General features: G+C 53.1%; 19 protein-coding genes. 1 reads left to right on the top strand and 18 read right to left on the bottom strand.

All coding sequences use genetic code 11. The features are described from left to right. Nucleotides 1-66: 66 nt before the first annotated feature. From pepT to lolC, 5 genes are all read right to left on the bottom strand, one after another. Entirely contained in the window at nucleotides 67-1,302 is a 1,236-nt protein-coding gene (pepT, locus tag AACU55_RS18165; protein ID WP_121020069.1) for a peptidase T, read from the bottom strand. A 146-nt stretch (nucleotides 1,303-1,448) separates the two neighbouring features. Beyond that, on the bottom strand, nucleotides 1,449-2,276 hold the full coding sequence (gene cobB / locus AACU55_RS18160; protein WP_134705879.1) for a Sir2 family NAD+-dependent deacetylase: 828 nt from the start codon (nucleotides 2,274-2,276) through the stop codon (nucleotides 1,449-1,451). Between the two features lie 50 nt (nucleotides 2,277-2,326). Beyond that, entirely contained in the window at nucleotides 2,327-3,577 is a 1,251-nt protein-coding gene (gene lolE / locus AACU55_RS18155; protein WP_037037364.1) for a lipoprotein-releasing ABC transporter permease subunit LolE, read from the bottom strand. Next, complete coding sequence (gene lolD / locus AACU55_RS18150; protein ID WP_013576226.1) at nucleotides 3,577-4,281, bottom strand: lipoprotein-releasing ABC transporter ATP-binding protein LolD; 705 nt, start codon at nucleotides 4,279-4,281, stop codon at nucleotides 3,577-3,579. The genes lolE and lolD overlap by 1 nt, the downstream gene beginning before the upstream one ends. Further along, nucleotides 4,274-5,476, bottom strand: coding sequence for a lipoprotein-releasing ABC transporter permease subunit LolC (lolC, locus tag AACU55_RS18145; protein ID WP_134705878.1), 1,203 nt, complete (start codon nucleotides 5,474-5,476; stop codon nucleotides 4,274-4,276). The genes lolD and lolC overlap by 8 nt, the downstream gene beginning before the upstream one ends. A gap of 238 nt (nucleotides 5,477-5,714) precedes the next feature. On the opposite strand from lolC, the gene mfd reads away from it, so the two are divergent. Continuing rightward, a complete protein-coding gene (mfd, locus tag AACU55_RS18140) occupies nucleotides 5,715-9,158 on the top strand; it encodes a transcription-repair coupling factor (protein WP_037037361.1) in 3,444 nt (1,147 codons plus the stop codon). A gap of 73 nt (nucleotides 9,159-9,231) precedes the next feature. Here mfd and AACU55_RS18135 read toward each other — a convergent pair whose 3' ends face one another. The 13 genes from AACU55_RS18135 to mltG all read right to left on the bottom strand — a co-directional run bounded on the left by AACU55_RS18135 (nucleotide 9,232) and on the right by mltG (nucleotide 21,098). Next, nucleotides 9,232-9,768: a glycine zipper 2TM domain-containing protein gene (locus tag AACU55_RS18135; protein WP_013576229.1), complete on the bottom strand. Its 537-nt coding sequence runs from the start codon at nucleotides 9,766-9,768 to the stop codon at nucleotides 9,232-9,234. 358 nt (nucleotides 9,769-10,126) lie between these two features. Continuing rightward, nucleotides 10,127-11,431: an NAD(P)/FAD-dependent oxidoreductase gene (locus tag AACU55_RS18130; protein WP_013576230.1), complete on the bottom strand. Its 1,305-nt coding sequence runs from the start codon at nucleotides 11,429-11,431 to the stop codon at nucleotides 10,127-10,129. Nucleotides 11,432-11,753: 322 nt separating this feature from the next. Continuing rightward, nucleotides 11,754-12,296 (bottom strand): alpha/beta hydrolase YcfP, encoded by a 543-nt coding sequence (ycfP, locus tag AACU55_RS18125; protein WP_013576231.1) that lies wholly within the window; start codon nucleotides 12,294-12,296, stop codon nucleotides 11,754-11,756. 52 nt (nucleotides 12,297-12,348) lie between these two features. Continuing rightward, complete coding sequence (nagZ, locus tag AACU55_RS18120) at nucleotides 12,349-13,377, bottom strand: beta-N-acetylhexosaminidase (RefSeq protein ID WP_134705927.1); 1,029 nt, start codon at nucleotides 13,375-13,377, stop codon at nucleotides 12,349-12,351. 48 nt (nucleotides 13,378-13,425) lie between these two features. Continuing rightward, a complete protein-coding gene (locus AACU55_RS18115; RefSeq protein WP_037037354.1) occupies nucleotides 13,426-14,283 on the bottom strand; it encodes a phosphotransferase in 858 nt (285 codons plus the stop codon). Next, entirely contained in the window at nucleotides 14,267-14,869 is a 603-nt protein-coding gene (gene lpoB / locus AACU55_RS18110; protein WP_112151608.1) for a penicillin-binding protein activator LpoB, read from the bottom strand. The genes AACU55_RS18115 and lpoB overlap by 17 nt, the downstream gene beginning before the upstream one ends. A gap of 21 nt (nucleotides 14,870-14,890) precedes the next feature. Further along, nucleotides 14,891-15,259 (bottom strand): YcfL family protein, encoded by a 369-nt coding sequence (locus AACU55_RS18105; protein WP_037037348.1) that lies wholly within the window; start codon nucleotides 15,257-15,259, stop codon nucleotides 14,891-14,893. Between the two features lie 8 nt (nucleotides 15,260-15,267). Then, complete coding sequence (gene hinT, locus AACU55_RS18100; RefSeq protein WP_037037346.1) at nucleotides 15,268-15,621, bottom strand: purine nucleoside phosphoramidase; 354 nt, start codon at nucleotides 15,619-15,621, stop codon at nucleotides 15,268-15,270. A gap of 187 nt (nucleotides 15,622-15,808) precedes the next feature. After that, nucleotides 15,809-17,242 carry a PTS glucose transporter subunit IIBC gene (gene ptsG, locus AACU55_RS18095; RefSeq protein ID WP_013576238.1) on the bottom strand — a complete coding sequence of 478 codons (1,434 nt, stop codon included), beginning with the start codon at nucleotides 17,240-17,242 and terminating at the stop codon, nucleotides 15,809-15,811. A gap of 332 nt (nucleotides 17,243-17,574) precedes the next feature. After that, a complete protein-coding gene (locus tag AACU55_RS18090; RefSeq protein WP_134705877.1) occupies nucleotides 17,575-18,375 on the bottom strand; it encodes a metal-dependent hydrolase in 801 nt (266 codons plus the stop codon). Between the two features lie 41 nt (nucleotides 18,376-18,416). Further along, nucleotides 18,417-19,436 (bottom strand): DNA polymerase III subunit delta', encoded by a 1,020-nt coding sequence (holB, locus tag AACU55_RS18085; RefSeq protein ID WP_134705876.1) that lies wholly within the window; start codon nucleotides 19,434-19,436, stop codon nucleotides 18,417-18,419. Then, nucleotides 19,433-20,083, bottom strand: coding sequence for a dTMP kinase (tmk, locus tag AACU55_RS18080; protein WP_013576241.1), 651 nt, complete (start codon nucleotides 20,081-20,083; stop codon nucleotides 19,433-19,435). The genes holB and tmk overlap by 4 nt, the downstream gene beginning before the upstream one ends. Next, nucleotides 20,073-21,098, bottom strand: a complete 1,026-nt coding sequence (mltG, locus tag AACU55_RS18075) for an endolytic transglycosylase MltG (RefSeq protein ID WP_134705875.1) — start codon at nucleotides 21,096-21,098, stop codon at nucleotides 20,073-20,075. Before mltG ends, tmk begins: the two co-directional genes overlap by 11 nt. Nucleotides 21,099-21,112 lie beyond the last annotated feature (14 nt).

The raw sequence follows: 21,112 nt of genomic DNA, 5'->3' as shown, positions 1-21,112 counted from the left end.
TGCGCTAATAAAATAAAAGGGACGATGTTTTCAGACATCGCCCCTTTTTTGTCGCCACCCGCACCGTCAGTGCTTCACGGCTTCTTTTGCTGTCAGCTCAGCAATACGCATAATCACGGAGACCGCTTTTTCCATTCCTTCGAGCGTCACGAATTCGTGTTTTCCATGGAAGTTATAACCGCCGGTGAAGATATTCGGGCATGGCAAACCGCGAAACGAAAGCTGCGCGCCATCAGTGCCGCCACGAATGGGCTTCATGATTGGCTCGATATCGCAATCTTTCATCGCCTGCTGCGCCAGCGCAATAATGTGCGGATGCTGAGCCACTTTGTCGCGCATGTTGTAATAGTGATCGTCGAGCGTCACTTCGATATAACAATCACGGTGCAGGCCTTTGCCGACCACGTGTGCGACATCAATAATTTTTTGCTTACGGGCTTCGAACTGCGTTTTGTCGAAATCACGGATGATGTAATGCATTTCCGCACGCTCAACGTTGCCCTTGATGGTCGTCAGATGGTAGAAACCTTCGTAACCTTCTGTATGCTCGGGCGTTTCATCTGCAGGCAGCTCGTTGTGAAAACGCGTCGCCAGTGACAGCGCATTCACCATCACCCCTTTGGCACTGCCCGGATGCACATTATTACCGACAATTTTAATCGTGGCCGACGCAGCGTTGAAGTTCTCAAACTCCAGCTCCCCCACTCCGCCACCGTCGACGGTGTAGGCCCACTGCGCGCCGAATGCAGGAATATCAAAACTCTGCGCGCCTTTGCCGATTTCCTCGTCTGGCGTGAAGGCGATACGCACCGGTCCGTGCGGAATATTGCTGTTTTTCAGTCGCACCATCGCGGTAATAATTTCTGCGATACCAGATTTATCATCAGACCCGAGCAAGGTTTTGCCGTCGGTGGTGATAATCGTGTGCCCGAGAAGCTGATGTAATACCGGGAACATCACAGGCGATAAAATCTCGTCGCCATTTCCCAGTGCGATATCGCCGCCGCGGTAATTTTCCACAATTTGTGGATTAACGTGTTTAGCCGTGAAATCAGGCGCGGTATCCAGATGGGAAATAAAGCCAATCACCGGCACTTTCCAGGCCACATTGCCTGGCAAGGTGGCCATCACGCAGCCTTTATCACTGAGCGTAACCTGAGAAAAACCTAGCTCGGTCAGTTCATTACGCAGGGCCTGCGCCAGCCTGAGTTGTCCGTCGGTGCTGGGCGTGTGTTTAACATTGGGCTTAGATTGAGTATCGAAAGAAACATAATGAAGAAAACGATCAAGCAACTTATTCATTTGGGTATCCTCTGGCGGCTGGGTTTTATTATGCGCAGCATGAAAACCCTGAATATTGCGTCAGGTCATTTTTCACCAAGTTTAACGAGATATGTCTATGGGGCAGGCGCAATTTTTGGCGAGAACAATAAAAAAAAGCCTGGTGATCACCAGGCCTGGTCTTTCTTGGTCAGGAACTTATGGACAAATTCCGGTACGACCTGGCTCGCCAGCCCGTAGTGCTTCATATCGAATTCGCTTTCAACCTGACTCGGTTCAAGATTCAGTTCAACAGCACAGGCGCCGCCGATGCGCGCTTCATGGACAAATCCCGCGGCCGGATAAACGTGGCCAGACGTACCGATAGCGACAAAGAAATCGGCTTTTGCCAGCGCATCGTAAATCTCATCCATGCCAAAAGGCATTTCACCGAACCAGACTATGTGCGGACGCAACGGTGCCGGAAACTGACAGCAGTGACAGCGGTCATCCACACTCAGGTCGCCCGGCCAGTCCAGCACCTGACCCGATTGTGTACAGCGCACTTTTAGCAATTCGCCGTGCATATGAATGACGCGTAAGCTGCCCGCGCGCTCGTGCAGGTTATCGATATTTTGCGTAACCAGCAGGAAGTTCTCACCGAGCGCCTCTTCCAGCGTGGCCAGCGCGTAATGTGCAGCATTCGGTTTGAGATCTTCTGCCTGCAACTGACGGCGGCGCTCATTATAAAAACGCTGTACCAGTTCAGGATCACGGCGATAGCCTTCGGGCGTCGCCACATCCTCAACATGATGTTCTTCCCACAAACCGTCAGCGGCGCGGAAAGTACGGATGCCAGACTCGGCGGAAATCCCTGCGCCGGTCAGCACCACGACAAACGGCTTCTTCAACGACGCAGCCGCCATCGAGTCACGGTGGAAAATATTCGACCGGAACCGCTGATGGCGAATGCGCTTATTTTTGCGAAACCGACACAGACGATGACGTGTGCGCATGAAGTGCTCCTTACTCTCTGTGTCTGATTAAGACTTCATTTAAAAATGGATTACTGACCGCCACTGAGTACGCGGGCAGGATCGATACGGCTCGCACGCCGCGCCGGATACCAGCTTGCCAGCAAACTCAGCACCAGGGCGGTTACCAGCACCCCTGCGACATCCAGCCAGTGAACTTCAGAAGGCAGGAAGTCGATGAAATAAATATCGCCCGACAGGAACTGGTGACCGGTCAGTTTTTGCAATGCATTGACGATGTTAGTCAGCTGGAAGGCCGCAATCACGCCGATCACTACACCTGCAACGCTACCGACCAGCCCCGCCAGTAAACCGTACCAGATGAAGACTGCGCGGATAAGTCCGTCTTTCGCACCCAGTGTGCGCAAAATCGCAATATCGCTGCTTTTATCTTTCACCGCCATCACCAGCGTTGAAACGATATTGAAGCAGGCCACACCAATCACCAGCACCATCGCCATATACATGATAGCGCGCACCATTTGGATATCACGGTACATGTAGCCATAAGTTCCGATCCAGCTGCTGATATAAACGTAAGCCTGAGTCACTTCACCAGCGTCGTGCACCAGTTTCTGTGCGGCAAAGACATCGTTCACTTTGATATCAATACCGGTCACGCTGCTGCCCATATCCTGATATTGCTGGGCATCGGCCAGAGGCACCATGCCAAGGCTGTGATCAAGTTGTCCGCTGAGCTGCAAAATACCGGCAACCTGCAGGCGAATACGTTTTGGCTGCAACAGCTTCATTTCCGGGTCGCTGTTCGGGATCATCACGGTCACCCAGTCGCCCTGCTTCACGCCCACCGCATCCGCGACACCTTTGCCGAGGATCAGCTGTTGCTGACCGGCTTTAAAATTCTGCCAGGCATTATTCTGCACGAATTTCGGCGCGGCACTGACTCGCGGTTCACTCTGTGGATCAACACCTTTCAGCTGGATGGCGCGCAGTTTGGCGCCGTGCTCAATCAGGCCGTTGAACTGGATATAGGGTGCAGCCGCCACAATACCCGGCACTTTTTCCACCCGATCCAGCACGCCCTGCCAGTTGTTGAACGGCTGATTGACCGGGCGGATTTCGCCGTGCGGTACGACCGCCAGTACGCGTTCTTTCAGCTCACGTTCAAAACCATTCATGGCGCTGAGGCCAACGATCAGCACCGCCACACCCAGTGCAATGCCTAACGTTGAAATCACCGAAATCAGCGACACCATGCCGCTGCGACGGCGTCCACGGCTGAACCGCAGGCCAATCAATAATGAAAAAGGAATGCCAGACATTACTTCGCTCCCAGCAACATCGATTCCTGCTGCAACTTGCCGTCACGCATTTCCAGCTGACGCGTCAGACGGTTCGCCAGTTGCAGATCATGCGTCACCACCAGAAACGCCGTGCCCTGGCGCACATTCAGTTCGCCGAGCAATTCGAAAATGCTGTCGGCATTGCGCTGATCGAGATTACCGGTCGGTTCATCGGCCAGCACCAGCGAAGGATTATTCACCAGCGCACGGGCAATTGCCACCCGCTGACGTTCACCACCGGAAAGCTCGGAAGGACGGTGATTGCTGCGATGTTGCAGTCCCACCGCTTCGAGCATCGCCAGCGCGCGTTCCTGCACTTCGGCAGATTTCTTTTTGCCAATCAGCAGCGGCATCGCGACGTTTTCCAGCGCGGTGAAATCCGGCAGCAAATGGTGGAACTGATAGATGAAGCCCAGCTCGCGGTTACGCAATTCAGATTTCGCCGATGAAGACATCGCGTTCAGAGACTGACCTTTGAAAATCACTTCGCCGGACGTCGGGGAATCGAGTCCACCCAGCAAATGCAGCAAAGTACTTTTGCCGGAACCGGAGGTGCCGACAATCGCCATCATCTCACCCGGCTGCATGGCGAAGCTGACGTCGCGCAGCACGTCGGTGTGCATTTTACCTTCCTGATAAGTCTTACAGAGGTTTTCACACTGCAATAATAAAGAATTACTCATAACGTAAAGCCTCTGCGGGATGGGTGGCAGCAGCGCGCCAGGAAGGATAAAGCGTAGATAATAAAGCAATAGCCATAGCAACCAGCGCGATGACCACGACCTGAACCGGTTCGATATCGACCGGCAGCGACGCGCCATCGAGCATCAGCCCGATAGCTGGCATAATTGTATTCAGTTGGGTGGCCAGCACCACGCCGAGCACGGCACCGAGCAACGCGCCGATCACACCGGCACTGGCGCCCTGCACCATAAACAGCGCCATAATCTGGCGACGGCTTAAGCCCTGTGTTTGCAAAATGGCCACTTCGGCTTGCTTCTCCATCACCAGTAAACCCAGTGACGTAATAATGTTAAACGCGGCGACGGCGACGATCAGGCTCAGCAGCAGCCCCATCATATTTTTCTCCATGCGCACCGCCTGGAACAATTCGCCGCGGCGTTCACGCCAGTCTTTCCAGCTTGCACCGTCAGGCAGTTTTTGCGTACTCAGACTGTCGACGTCCAGCGGTTTGTCGAGGAACAAACGCCAGCCGGTGACATTGCCTTTCGGATACAGCATCAGGCGTGAGGCGTCCTGAATGTTCACCAGCATCTGGTAACCATCCACTTCGCTGTTGGCGGAGAAAGTGCCGATAACGTTGAACAAACGCTGGCTCGGGACGCGCCCGACCGGCGTGAACTGGCTGACACTGGTGACCATCAGACGCAGTTGATCGCCACGGCGCACTTTTAACTGCTGCGCCAGCTGATCGCCAAGAATAACGTTGTATTTACCGGGTTGAAGTTCCTGCTGGGCAACCCCAATTAAGTATTTCGCCAGCGGGTCTTTCTGGTCAGGATCGACACCAAGCATCACGCCCACCGCGACGCTGCCTGGGCTTTGCAGCACGACATCGCCGGTGGTCAGCGGTACAGCGCGGTTAACACTTTTCAGCGTCGACACCTGTTGATGGGTGATTTTCTGAGGGTCGAGGGATCCGCCCGGCGTGGTGATTAACGCCTGAGGCATCAGACCCAGGATGTTACCTTCCAGATCTTTCTCAAAACCGTTCATCACTGACAGCACGGTCACCAGCGCCATCACGCCGAGAGTGATACCAATGGTGGATAACCAGGAGACAAACCGCCCGAAGCGGTCCGAAGCACGCCCGCGCATGTAGCGCAGACCTATAAATAACGCGACAGGTTGATACATAACATCCGTTTTAAGTGCTTGGCCGCAAATAAGTGCGTGGCGCAGACTAAAGTGATCAAGGATAATAAAGGCTAGCACCGCTTTATGGAACCATTAACCCAAAGTAATCGGTTTAACTTTGTGACGCCGTTGACCCTTTTATACAGACAACGGGTTGACCCCGATTACCCCTGCAAAGCAAGATACGGTCTGCTAATTGGCCTCCGACAGCCGCCAAAACGAGAACTCAACACAGCCTATGTCTCAAGATTATCGTTATTCGTTGCCTGAACGCCCGGGCGACAACCGCCTGTTAGGCCAGCTTACAGGCTCCGCCTGCGCGCTGGAATGTGCCCAAATCAGTGAACGCCATACAGGCCCGATCCTGCTGATTGCGCCTGATATGCAAAATGCCCTGCGCCTGCGCGATGAAATTCAACAGTTTACTGACAACAAAGTCCTGAGTATTGCGGACTGGGAAACGCTACCTTACGACAGTTTTTCTCCACATCAGGAAATTATTTCTTCACGCCTTTCCAGTTTGTATCAGCTTCCTACTATGGAACGCGGCATCATTATTCTGCCGGTGAATACACTGATGCAACGCGTCTGCCCGCACGAATTCCTGCACGGTCACGCGCTGGTGATGAAGAAAGGTCAGCAGCTTTCGCGCGATAAATTGCGTGCACAGCTGGAACAGGCCGGTTATCGCAGCGTAGATCAGGTGATGGAGCACGGCGAGTTTGCCACCCGTGGCGCTCTGCTGGATTTGTATCCGATGGGCAGCGAAGAACCTTATCGCATTGATTTCTTTGATGATGAAATCGACAGCCTGCGCATTTTCGATGTGGATACCCAGCGCACGCTGAGTGAAGTGGAACATATCAATCTGCTACCCGCGCACGAATTTCCAACCGATAAAAATGCCATTGAACTGTTCCGCAGCCAATGGCGCGAGAAGTTCGAAGTACGTCGCGATGCCGAACACGTTTATCAGCAGGTCAGTAAAGGGACCTTCCCCGCCGGTATCGAATACTGGCAGCCGTTGTTTTTCAGTCAGCCGCTGACCACGCTGTTCAGCTATCTGCCGGAAAACACGCTGGTATTGAATACCGGCGATCTCGAAGCCGCCGCTGAGCGCTTCTGGCAGGACGCCTGCCAGCGTTACGAAAGCCGCCGTGTCGATCCGATGCGTCCGCTGCTCGAGCCGGAAAATCTCTGGCTGCGTGTGGAGTCGCTGTTTACCGAGCTGAAAGCCTGGCCACGTGTTCAGCTGCGTACTGATTCGCTGCCGAAGAAAGCCGCCAATACCAATCTGAGTTACGAAAAGCTGCCAGACTTATCCGTTCAGCCGCAGAATAAAGCGCCGATGGATAACCTGCGTCGCTTTAATGAATCCTTTGCCGGCAGCCTGGTATTCTCCGTAGAAAGTGAAGGCCGCCGCGAAACGCTTCAGGATTTGCTGGCACGCATCAAGCTGATGCCGACGCTTATCACCCGGATTGAAGAAGCCGATATCGCCGGTCGTTACATCATGATCGGCGCGTGCGAACGTGGTTTTCTGGATGCGGATAAACAGCTGGCGCTGATCTGTGAAAGCGATCTGCTTGGTGAACGCGTGGCGCGTCGCCGTCAGGACAGCCGCCGGTCGATCAACACCGATACACTGATCCGTAATCTCGCCGAACTGCGTCCCGGCCAGCCGGTAGTGCATGTCGAACACGGCGTGGGCCGTTATCTCGGGCTGACAACGCTTGAAACCGGCGGCATCACTGCCGAATACCTGATACTGACCTACGCAGGTGAAGACAAACTGTATGTGCCGGTATCATCGCTGCATCTCATCAGCCGCTATGCCGGTGGCGCGGATGAGAGCGCGCCGCTGCATAAACTCGGCGGTGAAGCCTGGTCAAAAGCGCGGCAGAAAGCGGCCGAGAAAGTGCGCGATGTCGCTGCGGAACTGCTGGATATCTACGCCCAGCGCGAAGCCAAAAGTGGTTTCGCGTTCAAGCACGACAAAGCACAGTATCAGCTGTTCTGTCAGGCTTTCCCGTTTGAAACCACGCCGGATCAGGCACAGGCCATTAACGCGGTACTGACTGACATGACCCAACCGCTGGCGATGGACCGGCTGGTATGCGGCGACGTCGGTTTCGGTAAAACCGAAGTAGCGATGCGCGCAGCCTTCCTCGCCGTTTCCAACAATAAGCAGGTGGCCGTTCTGGTACCGACCACCCTGCTGGCACAACAGCACTTCGATAACTTCCGCGACCGCTTCGCCAGCTGGCCAGTGCGCATCGAAATGATGTCGCGTTTCCGCAGCGCCAAAGAACAAAACGTCGTGCTGGAAGATGCGGTTGAAGGCAAAGTCGATATTATTATCGGCACACACAAACTGCTGCAAACCGATCTACGCTGGAAAGATCTGGGACTGCTGATTGTCGATGAAGAGCACCGTTTCGGCGTACGCCATAAAGAGCGCATCAAGGCGATGCGTGCAGACGTAGATATTCTTACCCTGACCGCAACGCCTATCCCGCGTACGCTGAACATGGCTATGAGCGGCATGCGCGATCTGTCGATTATTGCCACACCGCCCGCGCGTCGTATGGCGGTGAAAACCTTTGTGCGCGAGTACGACAGTCTGGTCGTGCGTGAGGCAATCCTGCGTGAAATTCTGCGCGGCGGGCAGGTTTATTATCTCTACAACGATGTCGAGAATATCGAGAAAGCCTCGCAGCGGCTGGCCGAACTCGTGCCGGAAGCGCGCATTGCCATCGGCCACGGTCAGATGCGTGAACGCGACCTCGAGCGTGTGATGAATGATTTCCATCACCAGCGTTTCAACGTGCTGGTGTGTACCACCATTATCGAAACCGGTATCGATATCCCGACGGCGAACACAATCATTATTGAGCGCGCCGACCACTTTGGTCTGGCGCAGTTGCATCAGTTGCGTGGCCGCGTAGGGCGGTCACACCATCAGGCCTATGCATATCTGCTGACGCCACCACCGAAAGCCATGTCGGCCGATGCACATAAACGTCTGGAGGCCATTGCCTCGCTGGAAGACCTGGGTGCCGGTTTTGCGCTGGCGACGCACGACCTTGAAATCCGCGGTGCTGGCGAACTGCTCGGCGAAGGCCAGAGCGGCCAGATGACCAGTATCGGTTTCTCGCTGTATATGGAGTTGCTGGAAAACGCCGTCGAAGCGTTGAAAGAAGGCCGCGAGCCATCGCTGGAGGATTTAACCACCAGCCAGACCGAAGTTGAAATGCGCATGCCTGCGCTGCTGCCGGAGGATTTCATTCCTGATGTGAATACGCGCCTGTCATTGTATAAACGTATCGCCAGTGCGAAAACCGAAGGCGAACTGGATGAACTCCGCGTTGAGCTGATCGACCGTTTTGGCACACTGCCGGACGGTGCGCGCAATCTGTTGCTGATTGCCGTGCTGCGCCTGAAAGCCAAAGAACTCGGTATCCGGCGTATTGAAGGCAATGAGCGCGGCGGATTCATTGAGTTTGGCGATAAGAACCGTGTGGATCCGGGCTTCCTGATTGGTCTGTTACAGAAACAGCCACAGGTTTACCGTCTCGACGGCCCGACAAAACTGAAGTTTGTGTTAGACCTGACAGATCGCCCGAAACGCCTGAAGTTTGTCGGCGACATGCTGAGTGAGTTTACTGAGCATCTGATCTGAATCTGATCTTCATGCGTTAAAAAAGCCTGAGGTTCTCACCTCAGGCTTTTTATTTTCCACACTTCCCGCTTGATTATGAACGGGTAAGTTGCAACTGACCGCTTTTATCCAGCGGAATTTGTGTGCCCGGATCGTGGTCCATACGAACTTTCCCTTGCTGATCGCCTATTTTATAGGTCACATCATAACCGAGCGTTTTATCTTCTTTGTCATACACGGTTTTACAGCGCTGCTGTTGCGTGGTGTAGGTGTCGTTTTCCTGCATGCTGCTCTGCACGCGGTTACCCGCATAGCCACCGCCCAATGCACCCGCTACCGTCGCAACATCACGTCCGCGGCCGCCACCAAACTGGTGCCCCAGTACGCCACCGGCGACTGCACCGAGCACGGAGCCAGCAATCTGATGTTCATCCTGTACAGGACGCCGGTGAGTGACCGTCACATTCCGACATTCCTGACGCGGGATTTTCGTGGTTTCTTTGATTGGCGTCGCGCTGACAACCTGCGCGTACTCCGGGCCAGATGAAAAAACATTCATGCTTGCAACGCCAGCAATGCCCAACGCCGCAGCCACACCAATACCGACCCCAGCTAACATTGACTTGTTCACAGGACTTCCTCCGCAAATGTTACCACGCAATGACTCCGTTACCGGGGTCCCTCAGCGGACAGCTTCATATCTGAGGTTCGGCGTGCGTGAATCGCCGTCTGTGACCATCTGTTCTTGTAAACTTATTGTTAAGTCTGCACACCTAAACGTAAGCAAACAATAAGACGAAATCTGTAAGTGAGATAAACAACCGGTGCATCCCCCTGTTTCGGAGAATTCTTAGCAGACAACCTCATGGTGGCGGGATCTTATGCTGTTCACAGGGGTATTCATGCAGATAAGAAAAAGCCTGTCAGAAACAGGCTTTGGGCTATGAAACGATTCAGCTGACGTTGAAAAAAATATCAGCGAACAGGTATCAGTGTAGTTTAAGACGCGGGCGGATCACCCGGTTAATGCCGCCGACCAGCATCATCAGACCGGTTTTGATGTAACCGTGCAATGCAATCTGGTGCATACGGTACAGCGAGATATAAACCAGTCTCGCCAGACGGCCTTCGACCATCATAGAACCGCGCATCAGGTTACCCATCAGGCTGCCGACAGTACTGAAGCGTGAAAGGGAAACCAGTGAACCGTGGTCTTTATAGACGTAAGGTTTCAGGCTTTGCCCCTTACGCTGCGCCATGATGTTGGCAAAACAACGGGAGGCCATCTGATGCGCTGACTGCGCACGCGGTGGCACGAAACCGCCGGATGGCTGCGGACAGGAAGCGCAGTCGCCAATCGCATAGATGTTCGGGTCGCGCGTGGTCTGCAGCGTCGGTTCCACCACAAGCTGATTGATACGGTTGGTTTCCAGACCCGCGATGTCTTTCATGAAATCAGGGGCTTTAATCCCCGCCGCCCAGACCATCAGATCGGCGTCAATGAATTCGCCGGACTTGGTGTTCAGACCGTTCTTATCCGCGCTGGTCACCATGGTTTGCGTCAGAACGCGTACGCCCAGTTTAGTCAGCTCGTTATGCGCCGCAGCAGAAATACGCGGTGGCAGCGCAGGCAGAATACGTTCACCGGCTTCCACCAGCGTGACGTTCAGCGCTTCGCTGTCCAGCCCTTCGAAACCGTAGCTGTGCAGTTGTTTTACCGCATTATGCAGCTCGGCAGACAGCTCGACACCCGTCGCCCCGCCGCCAACAATCGCAATGTTCACTTTCTTCTGCTTGTCTGCACTGGCAGAGAATTTGAGGAACAGGTTCAGCATTTCGTTATGGAAACGGTGCGCCTGATGCGGGTTATCCAGGAAGATGCAGTGGTCTTTGACGCCCGGTGTACCGAAATCGTTAGACGTGCTGCCCAGCGCCATCACCAGGGTGTCGTACGCAATATCCCGTACCGGCACCAGCATTTCGCCGTTCTCGTCACAGATTTCAGCCAGTTTGATGGTCTGATTTTCACGGTCGATATCGGTCAGTGAGCCAATCTGGAAGGTGAAACCGTGGTTGCGGGCATGAGCCAGATAGCTCAGCGCATCCACGCCGTCATCCAGACTGCCGGTCGCCACTTCGTGCAACAGGGGTTTCCATAAATGGCTGTGGTTACGGTCGACCAGAATGATCTCCGCTTTTTTGTTGCGGCCAAGTTTATGGCCCAGGCTGGTCGCCAGTTCCAGACCGCCGGCGCCACCGCCGATAATCACAATTTTCTTCATTGGTGATGTCAAAATGACCCCCTCAAATGTGAACCAATTGTTATATAAGAGTAAAAATATAATCCTTATATAACATAGGGTTGCTTAAGTTAAATCGGTATCTGAGACGGAGGATATCACGCGTGGTGATTTGGTCATACCAAAATTGATATAGGTCAATTTAAATTCATTTGGCTAATTTGACTTAGGAAAATGGCACGCATTTTGACATCTTTAAATCAGCAAGTTAGACGCGGATCTGCCATGAAAACGAATTCTGAAGCGGGAATGACACAAATAAAAAACCACTGCGCAAAGGCAGTGGTTTTAGCGATTTCAGAAACGAAATGTTAAATCAGACGATATTTTTGAACGCTTTAATGCGTTGCAGATGCGTCGAGATATCTTTGAATTTATGGCTCTGATGCTCGTCCCATTCAACCGGATAATAGTGATGCAATTTCTCAGCCGTTTTGCTGCTGTCGAGCACGCCATCTTCACGGGATAAAATCACCAGACAGCGGTCGCGGTTTTTCTCGCGGAAATCGCTGATGCACTTGGTGGCGATATCTTCATACTCTTCCGGGCGGTCGATTTTCCCGGTCATATTATCCTGCGGTGACAAATTCGGATTGAACATCACCTGGCGGATCCCGCACAGGAAACCGATGCGTTCAGCCCAGAATCCGCCAAGTCCGACGCCGCAAATCAGCGCATTCTTGTCCGTCGTTTCCTGCAGCACTTTATCCACTTCTTTTAGCAGATGTTGCATGTCATGACGCGGGTGCAGCGTGCTGTAACTGATGAAGCGCACGTCCGGATCAATGAACTGTAACTGCAACACTTTCTCGTGATTACCGGGACTGGTTGAATCGAAGCCATGCAAATAGATAATCATCGTTTACCTCATCCTGAATGTGCGTTGAACCCTTCACGTGGTCGGAAAAACGTTACAGGGCAGCCTGTTTATGTTCCTGCCAGCGGACGTCGAGTGTGGTCAGATCACGGTTTGCCTCTTTCCAGCGTCTCGAATTTTGCAGGTCCTGACGGGCCTGTTTTCCACTATACAGTCCGCGATGATACAACTGTGCAACGCGCTCAGCGTTGACCGGAGACAGGTTATCCAGCACGCTGACAGCGCCCTGCCGGTTGTTACAGGCCAGGATCATGTCGCAACCCGCATCCAGAGAGGCCTGCGCGCGTTCGGGATAAGACCCCATGATTGCCGCACCTTCCATTGAGATATCATCGGAGAAGATCACGCCGTTGAAATTCAGCTCTTTGCGCAAAATTTCCTGCAACCAGTATGGCGAACCGCTGGCCGGACGTGGATCGGCCTGGGTATAAATCACGTGCGCCGGCATCACGGCATCCAGTAATTTACGTTCGTTGAGCTGACGGAAGATAGCCATGTCGTGCTGGCGGATAACTTCCAGCGGGCGATCGTCGTGTGGCGTTTCTTTATGGGAATCCGCGCTGACGGCACCGTGCCCCGGAAAATGCTTACCGGTGGTTTTCATGCCAGCGGAATGCATACCGAGAATATACTGCTCAGCCATTTCAAGCGCTTTCCGGGGTTCTGCATGGAACGAACGTTCGCCGATAGCTGCGCTGATATGTCCGATATCCAGCACTGGCGCGAAGCTGATGTCGATATCCATCACAATCATTTCCGACGCCATCAGCCAGCCGCTTTCCTGCGCCAGACGCCCCGCTTCGTGCGGTTCATTGAGCGCCGCAAAAGATTGCGCGGCAGGCAGACGGGTAAAACTTTCGCGGAAGCGCTGTACGCGCCCGCCTTCCTGATCTACAGCCAGCACCAGCCTGTCGTGCGACGCGGCGCGGATCTGGCGGATCAGTTCATGCAACTGATCGACATCATGATAATTTCGGGTGAATAAAATCAGCCCGCCCACCAGCGGGTGCTGCAAAATTTCACGTTCTTCGGCATCCAGCGCGTAGCCAGCGACATCCAGCATTACAGGTCCCAACAAAATGGACGCTCCTTTTCATTTTTCAGACGATTATCACGGGTGCAACGGGCGCACCCATTCAAGATATTTACTCTCGCCGGTCTGCTGCCAGCGCACTTCGAACCACATCAGCATCAGGTAATCGACCCAGGGGATCCAGCGGTTAACCCGCTGCTGCAAAAGAGATATTTCCTGATAGCCGCCAGCATCAACGTATTCGCCGATGAACGCATTTTGCTGCTGCGCGTTCCAGTCGTTGCCGCGAATAATCGCCGCCAGCTCCAGCGCAATGTCCGCATTCGCCGCATATTCCCAGTCAATCAGCCGCAGCCCGTCTGGCGTACTAAGCACATTACCGGCGTGAATATCCATATGTACCAGCGCCAGTTTCAGCGGTGACGGCGGATCCTGCGACAACATTTTGCGGTGCAAACGCAGCCAGTGCGGCGTCAGCCTGCGCCGGTCGATATGTTGCCAGTAGCGGGCAAATTGCTGCTGTAAATCCAGCCGGTAGCCTGATAGTGGCAACCGGTGTAACTGCACCAGACGCTGGCACAAGGCTTTCTGGCCTGAAACGGCGGCGAGTACCTGATCTTGCAACGGGGTTCCGTCTATCCAGTCGACTATCAGCCACGGCGGCGAATAAAGTCTGACACAAGGGCCTAATTTGTGCCGCGCGATATGCCGCAAAATCACAGATTCACGTTGCCGGTCAGCGCCCAAAGCTTGCCGCTGTACAGACTGATGTCGTGCCAGAAACTCGCCGGCAGACGAGCTGATTTTCCAGCTTTCGCCGGTCAGCCCGGCAACCGGTAATAAACGAAAACCGGCGGTTTTCACCGCCGGATAATGTTGTTCAATCAGTTGCCGGAGTTCGTGCTGCAGAAGCTCAGCGTTAATTCTGAACTGCACCGCGGCCTGACCAGATGATTTCACCACTCGGTGCGGTAATCAGACGCATCGACATGGTCGGCGCTTTCACATCACCACTCACGGTACTGTAAAGCACGTACTGCGCTTTTACGATGTTTGCCAGGCCGATGGCCTTACTGACCGAAGCCAGACTGTCATCCGGCGATAATCCCAGAGACTGTTTGGCCGAAGCCAGTTGCTCGGCAGGTACCACCTGGAAGGTCGTGTTGTTGGCCAGTGCATTGCGCAACGCATCGGTGGCTTTTGCCATTTGCAGGGAACCGTTGGTGCTGTTTTTCACTCCATCCACCAGCAGAACGCTGCCCGGCTGCACACCCCCGGATTTCAGCATTTTCGCAAGCATTGGCTCAACGGTTGCGGTCCAGTCGATATTGGCAAATTTAGGCGGCTGTGGAACTGGCTGGACCTGCGGTTGCTCCGGAACCGGCGGGTTAACCGGTGGCAACGGTTGCTGTGGCTGCTGCGGTTGCTCAGGCTGCTGTGGCTGGTTTTGCTGCTGGTTTGGCAACGTACAACCGCCAAGGATCAATGCGGCCATTGCCACAATGAGGAAATACTTTTTCATCAACCTTCTCCGTGCAAAAAATTAGAGATAAAGGTAAATACGCACACTGTACGCATCAAGATTGCCGTTCAGGGAACTGACGTCCACGCTGCTGTTCGCCGGAACAGTAATGGTCCTGGCCTCGGCGACCGGGAATAAATCCAGCCCCTGTTTATCATACCAATAGTAACGATAATGCAGGGTGACAGAGTGTGGCTGGTTGTTATCCAACGTGGTTGTGGCTTTTTTCTGCCCGCCGGAATCAGATACGGATGGCGAACCTGGGATTATGCCCGCCGTCAGAACGGGGGATTCCATTACCACTCTTTGTTGATTATTCAGCGCAATAGTGGGCTTGCTGCTACAACCTATCAACAAAATCACTGGCAATAACGCCATCAAAAAACGCATGTTTACCCTTACTGATGTGACAGCAATGGACCCAGTGCACGGCCACCGACCAGATGCATATGGATGTGATAAACCTCCTGACCAGCATCACGGTTGCAGTTGACGATCAGGCGGTAACCGCTTTCGGCGATGCCTTCCTGTTCGGCAATTTTCGCGGCCACCGTCATCATTCTGCCCAGCGCTGCTTCATGCGTCGCATCGACGTCATTCATTGTCGGGATCAGAACATTCGGGATAATCAAAATATGGCTGGGTGCCTGAGGAGAAATGTCGCGAAACGCAGTGACAAGTTCGTCCTGATAAACCACGTCGGCAGGGATCTCACGACGAATGATTTTGCTGAAAATTGTCTCTTCGGCCATCTTAACTGTCCTTAACAAAGTAAAAAGCGTTGTACGCAGTATGGGTTAGAATTTCCATTCCTTTCAACCTGATTACGCTTTTTGATGCTTAATTGACGCAGAAAGCGTCAGCCAGCGCTCCGCTGAATCGCAGACATAAAAAAAGGAGGCCGAAGCCTCCTTTCTCAGAACCAGACATTGCTCACCATTAATGGCTACGCATGTACTCGTCCATATCGGTTTTCAGGTTGTCAGACTTGGTACCGAAAATCGCCTGAACACCAGAACCTGCAACCACCACACCTGCCGCACCCAGTTTTTTCAGGCCAGCCTGATCGACTTTGGAGACGTCCGCTACGCTGACGCGCAGACGGGTAATACAGGCATCAAGGTTAGTGATGTTGTCTTTGCCGCCGAAAGCCTGAACCAGAGAGGCGGACATTTCAGAACCGCCCTGCGCGGTGGTTTCGCTGGTAGAGTCTTCACGACCAGGTGTTTTCAGATCCAGCTTCGCAATCAGGAAACGGAAGATGCTGTAGTAAACAACCGCATACACCGCACCTACGATTGGGAACAGCCAGATTTTGCTGCTGTTACCACTCAGAACGATGAAGTCGATCAGGCCGTGCGAGAAGCTGGTGCCGTCACGCATACCCAACAGGATACAGATTGGGAATGCTAGACCGGCCAGAATCGCGTGGATCACGTACAGGATCGGCGCAACGAACATGAAGGAGAATTCGATTGGCTCAGTGATACCGGTCAGGAACGCAGTCAGGGCAGCGGAAATCATGATGCCGCCGACTTTTGCACGATTTTCAGGTTTCGCTGAATGCCAGATAGCAACCGCAGCGGCTGGCAGACCGTACATTTTGAACAGGAAGCCACCTGACAGTTTACCTGCAGTCGGGTCACCGGCCATATAACGTGGGATATCGCCGTGGAACACCTGACCTGCAGAGTTCACGTACTCACCGATTTGCATCTGGAATGGAACGTTCCAGATATGGTGCAGACCAAACGGAACAAGTGCACGTTCTACCACACCGTAGATACCGAATGCCACGACCGGGTTCTGGTAAGCCGCCCATTGTGAGAAGGTCTGGATACCTGTACCGATTGGCGGCCAGATGAAGGACAGAACCACACCCAGGATAATTGCAGCCAGACCAGAGATGATCGGAACAAAACGTTTACCGGCGAAGAAGCCCAGATATTCTGGCAACTTGATACGATAGAAACGGTTGAACATGTAAGCCGCAATCGCACCGGAGATGATACCACCCAGTACGCCGGTATCGGCCAGATGCTTGGCTGCAATTTCTTCAGCGGGCAAATGCAGAACCAGTGGAGCCACAACCGCCATGGTTTTCACCATGATGCCATATGCCACAACGGACGCCAGTGCAGAAACACCGTCGTTGTTAGTGAAGCCTAAGGCAACACCAATAGCAAAGATCAAAGGCATATTAGCGAAGACTGAACCACCGGCTTCGGCCATAACATGAGAAACGATCAGTGGCAGCCAGCTAAAGTTTGCAGAACCGACGCCAAGCAGGATACCTGCGATTGGCAGTACGGATACTGGCAGCATTAGCGATTTACCGACCTTTTGAAGGTTTGCAAACGCGTTCTTAAACATAATTGATTGTGCTCCTGAGTAATGATTCTTTTTGATACTTATTGCGGTTTAGCCTGATAACTAACCGCTTTGCAAAAGTGTTGCGAACCTTTTGCTGTCGGGTGTCTGAGCACCCCTTTTAATTTTTACGCAGGGTAAAATAATTCCCTTTGTTAATGTTTGATGGCAGTCACGTTTTTCTGAAAAATGCAGTAAGAGCGTCTTAAAAGCCACCATTTATCAACATAAAATCCGAATATAAGCACCCTGACACCGCCAAAAACGGTGCCAAAATACCTCATTCAGAGGATTAATTACGAGGTGAAAAATAAATACAGAAAATATGACCTGGCCTAAAGCGACATCAGGGAAGAAGAATCGATGTGAAATAATCGTGAAAAGTTGGTTGTCGTGGCTTCGGCAAGTTGTTCCACGCTCACGCCTTTGAGCACTGCCATGTAGTCGGCAACGTCACGCACATAAGCAGGCTGGTTTTCCTTTCCGCGATGCGGAACCGGTGCCAGGTATGGCGAATCAGTTTCTACCAGCAGACGATCCAGCGGGACGTAACGTGCCACTTCACGCAGCGTATCGGCATTACGGAAAGTCACAATTCCGGAGAAAGAGATATAAAAACCCAAATCGAGCAGGAATTTTGCGGTCGGCAAATCCTCGGTGAAGCAATGGAGTACACCACCGCACTCCCCTGCTTTCTCTTCTTTGAGAATATCCAGCGTATCCAGGCGGGCATCACGGGTATGGACGATCACCGGTTTGTTCAGCTCGCGGCCAATACGGATGTGCTCACGGAAAGAGTCCTGCTGCAATTTCAGCTGATGCGCTTCTTTCTGATAAAAATAATCCAGACCGGTTTCCCCCATCGCCACCACTTTCGGGCTGGCGGCAAGCTGACGCAGCTCGTTGAAATCGTAACCATCGTCGATATTCAGCGGATGAACACCGCAGGAAAATGCCACGTCCGGGCGATCACCAATCAGCTGCGTCATTGCCCGATAGCCCGGCAGGGTTGTTGCGACGGCCAGCATAAATTTCACATCACGTTCGCGGGCTTTTTCCAGCACACTGTCCACGCCTGAATGCAGCGCGTTGTAATCCAGGCTGTCGAGGTGGCAGTGGGAATCGACTAAAAACATAATAATTAACTCGTTGCGGTATGTTGAAGATAAAGAGTATATCAGCGCGATAGCGCGGAACTGAAAACTGACGAGGAAACCGCCCCCTGAAGCATTTGTTCCCATTCCAGCAGCTGTTCTGTCAGCAGCAGTTCGCGGTTTACCCCCACGATGGAAATCAATTGCTGACGGCAGTGCATCCACGCCGTAACCGACTGTTGCAGAGATGCGTTAGACTGCGCGCCTGCCAGCAAAGCAATCAGCGGTTGCTGATCGTGATTAATGATGAACTGCCCGGCATGTTGCTGCCATTTGACAGCATCCAGCAGTAACGTCGCCAGCCAGTACAGGCGTTCAGCGGCATCCTCATGATTAAGCTGAGGCAACAGAGAAAGCATATCCTGCTGCTGGCACTGAATGTAAAGCTGCTGGCAAAGCGCCACGCGCTGTTTCCAGCGCTCCGGCTGCAACAGTTCAATGGCCGATAATGGCCCGCCGTTGGCCAAACGCAGGGCGGTTTTAATCGCGACCGGATCCGCGCTGAGCTGGCGGTTAATCCAGTGCACCGCCAGCGTTTCTTCCGGCACCGGCAGATGCCAGTAGAAGCAGCGACTGCGGATCGTCGCCAGTAAAGCTGAAGGCTCCCGGCAACCGAGCAGGAAATAAGTGCCAGCAGGCGGCTCTTCCAGCGTTTTCAGCAAGGCATTGGCCGCAGCTTCGGTCAGCATTTCCGTCTGAGGGATCCATACAACTTTTGCGCCGCCCTGTTGCGAATAGTTATACAGCGTTTCAATAAGCTGACGCACCGGGTCGATGCCCAAAGAGTTTTTGCCCTTTTCAGGCTGGAGAATATGCCAGTCAGGATGGTTTCCGGCAATCATCAGCTGGCAGCTGTGGCAGGTTCCGCAGCTTTTTTCCCCGTCTTTATGCCGGCACAGCAACCATCGACTCAGACCATACACCAGCGCCTCATCACCCATCCCCGCAGCCGCATGCATCAGCAAAGCGTGGTGGCCACGCCCCGTCAGATATTGCCCGACCAGTTGTCTGTACGGGCCACTGAGCCACGGATACCAGTTCATGATGCGTTGCCTTGTAAAACCTGCTCATCGAACCAGTTTTTCAACGTCAGCTCGATGGAAGCGGTGACCTGCTCAATGGATTGGGAGGCATCGATGGTTTTGATGCGGCTGTCTCCGGCAGCAAGTTCGAGATAACGCGTACGCGTACGCTCAAAGAAAGGCAACGCTTCCTGCTCAATACGATCCAGTTCCCCACGGGCACGGGCACGTTGCAATCCGATAGCCGGAGGCAGATCAAGATACAGCGTCAAATCAGGACGGAAATCACCCAGGACGGTATCACGCAAGGAGGTCATCAGTTTGGCATCAATCCCGCGACCACCGCCCTGGTAGGCCTGTGAAGAAAGATCATGACGGTCCCCGACAACCCACGCGCCACGCGCCAGTGCAGGCAAAATTACCGTTTCGACCAGTTGAACACGAGCGGCATAAAGCATCAGTACTTCTGCTTTCACGGTGGGCTTTTCGCCATCGACGCCCCGTTTGAATAAATCGCGTAATTTCTCAGCAAGCGGCGTTCCACCCGGTTCACGGGTGAAGACGATTTCTCCCACGCCGTGCTGACGCAGAGCATTGACGACCACATCATGAGCAGTTGTTTTCCCTGCCCCTTCAAGGCCTTCAATCACAATGAAGTTACTTTTCATTCTTATTCTTAAGCGCCTCTATGTACACACGAACCGCCTTGTTATGGTTCTCAAGGTTGGTGCTGAAAGTATGCCCGCCTTTGCCGTCTGCGACAAAGTATAGATACGGGGTTTTCGCCGGATGCGCGGCGGCATGCAGTGAGGCTTCGCTCGGCATCGCAATTGGCGACGGCGGCAGGCCGGTGATCACGTAGGTATTGTACGGAGTCGGCGTTTCCAGATCTTTCTTGGTGATGTTGCCAGTGTATTTATCACCCATCCCGTAAATCACCGTCGGATCGGTTTGCAATCGCATACCAATATGCAGGCGGTTAATAAATACTGAAGCGACTTCAGGGCGCTCATCTTTAACTGCAGTTTCTTTTTCAATGATCGACGCCATGGTGACCATATCGGCAGGTGTTTTATACGGCAGAGAATCCATGCGGCCTTTCCAGATATCCGCCACCGTTTTTTCCATCCTTGCGTGAGCACGTTTGAGCAGAGATAAATCGGTCATGCCCGCAGTGTAATGGTAAGTATCCGGATACAGCCAGCCTTCGAGATTTTTGGTGTCCGTTGCGCCCAGCGCGGCGGCAATGTCTTCGCCACTTTTACCACTGAGTTCATGCTTCAGATACTCTGATTTATCCAGAACTTTCATCCAGTCGCTGAGCTTAAAGCCCTCTACAAAACGAACGCTGAATTGCGCCTCTTTACCGCTTTTCAGCAGCTCAAGCATCTGACGTACTGTCATGCCTTTTTCAAAACGGTAAGTACCAGCTTTAAACTCGCTCAGTTCAGGTTCTAAACGTAATAACCACGGAAACCACGGATTGGGCTTCATCAGTTTTTTATCAATTAGCAGTGTTTCCAGTACCACGCGTCCCGTGCCTGCGTGCAGGGTAAAGATCGTTTCGCTGCTGACATTGATCGGGCGATCCGCAAACTGTTTTACTTTTTGATAGGCAAACGTCGCCAGCCCTAACAGAATCAGGGCAATGAGGGCGAAGATTTTGGTCTTTTTGTTTGTCATTGTTTAATCACTTT

It is taken from the genome of Rahnella sp. CJA17(1/100) (assembly GCF_963881615.1).
Taxonomy (GTDB): domain Bacteria; phylum Pseudomonadota; class Gammaproteobacteria; order Enterobacterales; family Enterobacteriaceae; genus Rahnella; species Rahnella aceris.
Note: the sequence above shows the minus strand (reverse complement) of the source record. Positions and strands in the feature narration are given on the sequence as shown.

Excerpts from the sequence above, each read along its gene's own strand:
- pepT (WP_121020069.1), bottom strand. The coding sequence starts at position 1,302 with ATGAATAAGTTGCTTGATCGTTTTCTTCATTATGTTTCTTTCGATACT.
- cobB (WP_134705879.1), bottom strand. The coding sequence starts at position 2,276 with ATGCGCACACGTCATCGTCTGTGTCGGTTTCGCAAAAATAAGCGCATT.
- lolE (WP_037037364.1), bottom strand. The coding sequence starts at position 3,577 with ATGTCTGGCATTCCTTTTTCATTATTGATTGGCCTGCGGTTCAGCCGT.
- lolD (WP_013576226.1), bottom strand. The coding sequence starts at position 4,281 with ATGAGTAATTCTTTATTATTGCAGTGTGAAAACCTCTGTAAGACTTAT.
- lolC (WP_134705878.1), bottom strand. The coding sequence starts at position 5,476 with ATGTATCAACCTGTCGCGTTATTTATAGGTCTGCGCTACATGCGCGGG.
- mfd (WP_037037361.1), top strand. The coding sequence starts at position 5,715 with ATGTCTCAAGATTATCGTTATTCGTTGCCTGAACGCCCGGGCGACAAC.
- ycfP (WP_013576231.1), bottom strand. The coding sequence starts at position 12,296 with ATGATTATCTATTTGCATGGCTTCGATTCAACCAGTCCCGGTAATCAC.
- nagZ (WP_134705927.1), bottom strand. The coding sequence starts at position 13,377 with ATGCTGGATGTCGCTGGCTACGCGCTGGATGCCGAAGAACGTGAAATT.
- lpoB (WP_112151608.1), bottom strand. The coding sequence starts at position 14,869 with ATGAAAAAGTATTTCCTCATTGTGGCAATGGCCGCATTGATCCTTGGC.
- AACU55_RS18105 (WP_037037348.1), bottom strand. The coding sequence starts at position 15,259 with ATGCGTTTTTTGATGGCGTTATTGCCAGTGATTTTGTTGATAGGTTGT.
- hinT (WP_037037346.1), bottom strand. The coding sequence starts at position 15,621 with ATGGCCGAAGAGACAATTTTCAGCAAAATCATTCGTCGTGAGATCCCT.
- ptsG (WP_013576238.1), bottom strand. The coding sequence starts at position 17,242 with ATGTTTAAGAACGCGTTTGCAAACCTTCAAAAGGTCGGTAAATCGCTA.
- AACU55_RS18090 (WP_134705877.1), bottom strand. The coding sequence starts at position 18,375 with ATGTTTTTAGTCGATTCCCACTGCCACCTCGACAGCCTGGATTACAAC.
- holB (WP_134705876.1), bottom strand. The coding sequence starts at position 19,436 with ATGAACTGGTATCCGTGGCTCAGTGGCCCGTACAGACAACTGGTCGGG.
- tmk (WP_013576241.1), bottom strand. The coding sequence starts at position 20,083 with ATGAAAAGTAACTTCATTGTGATTGAAGGCCTTGAAGGGGCAGGGAAA.
- mltG (WP_134705875.1), bottom strand. The coding sequence starts at position 21,098 with ATGACAAACAAAAAGACCAAAATCTTCGCCCTCATTGCCCTGATTCTG.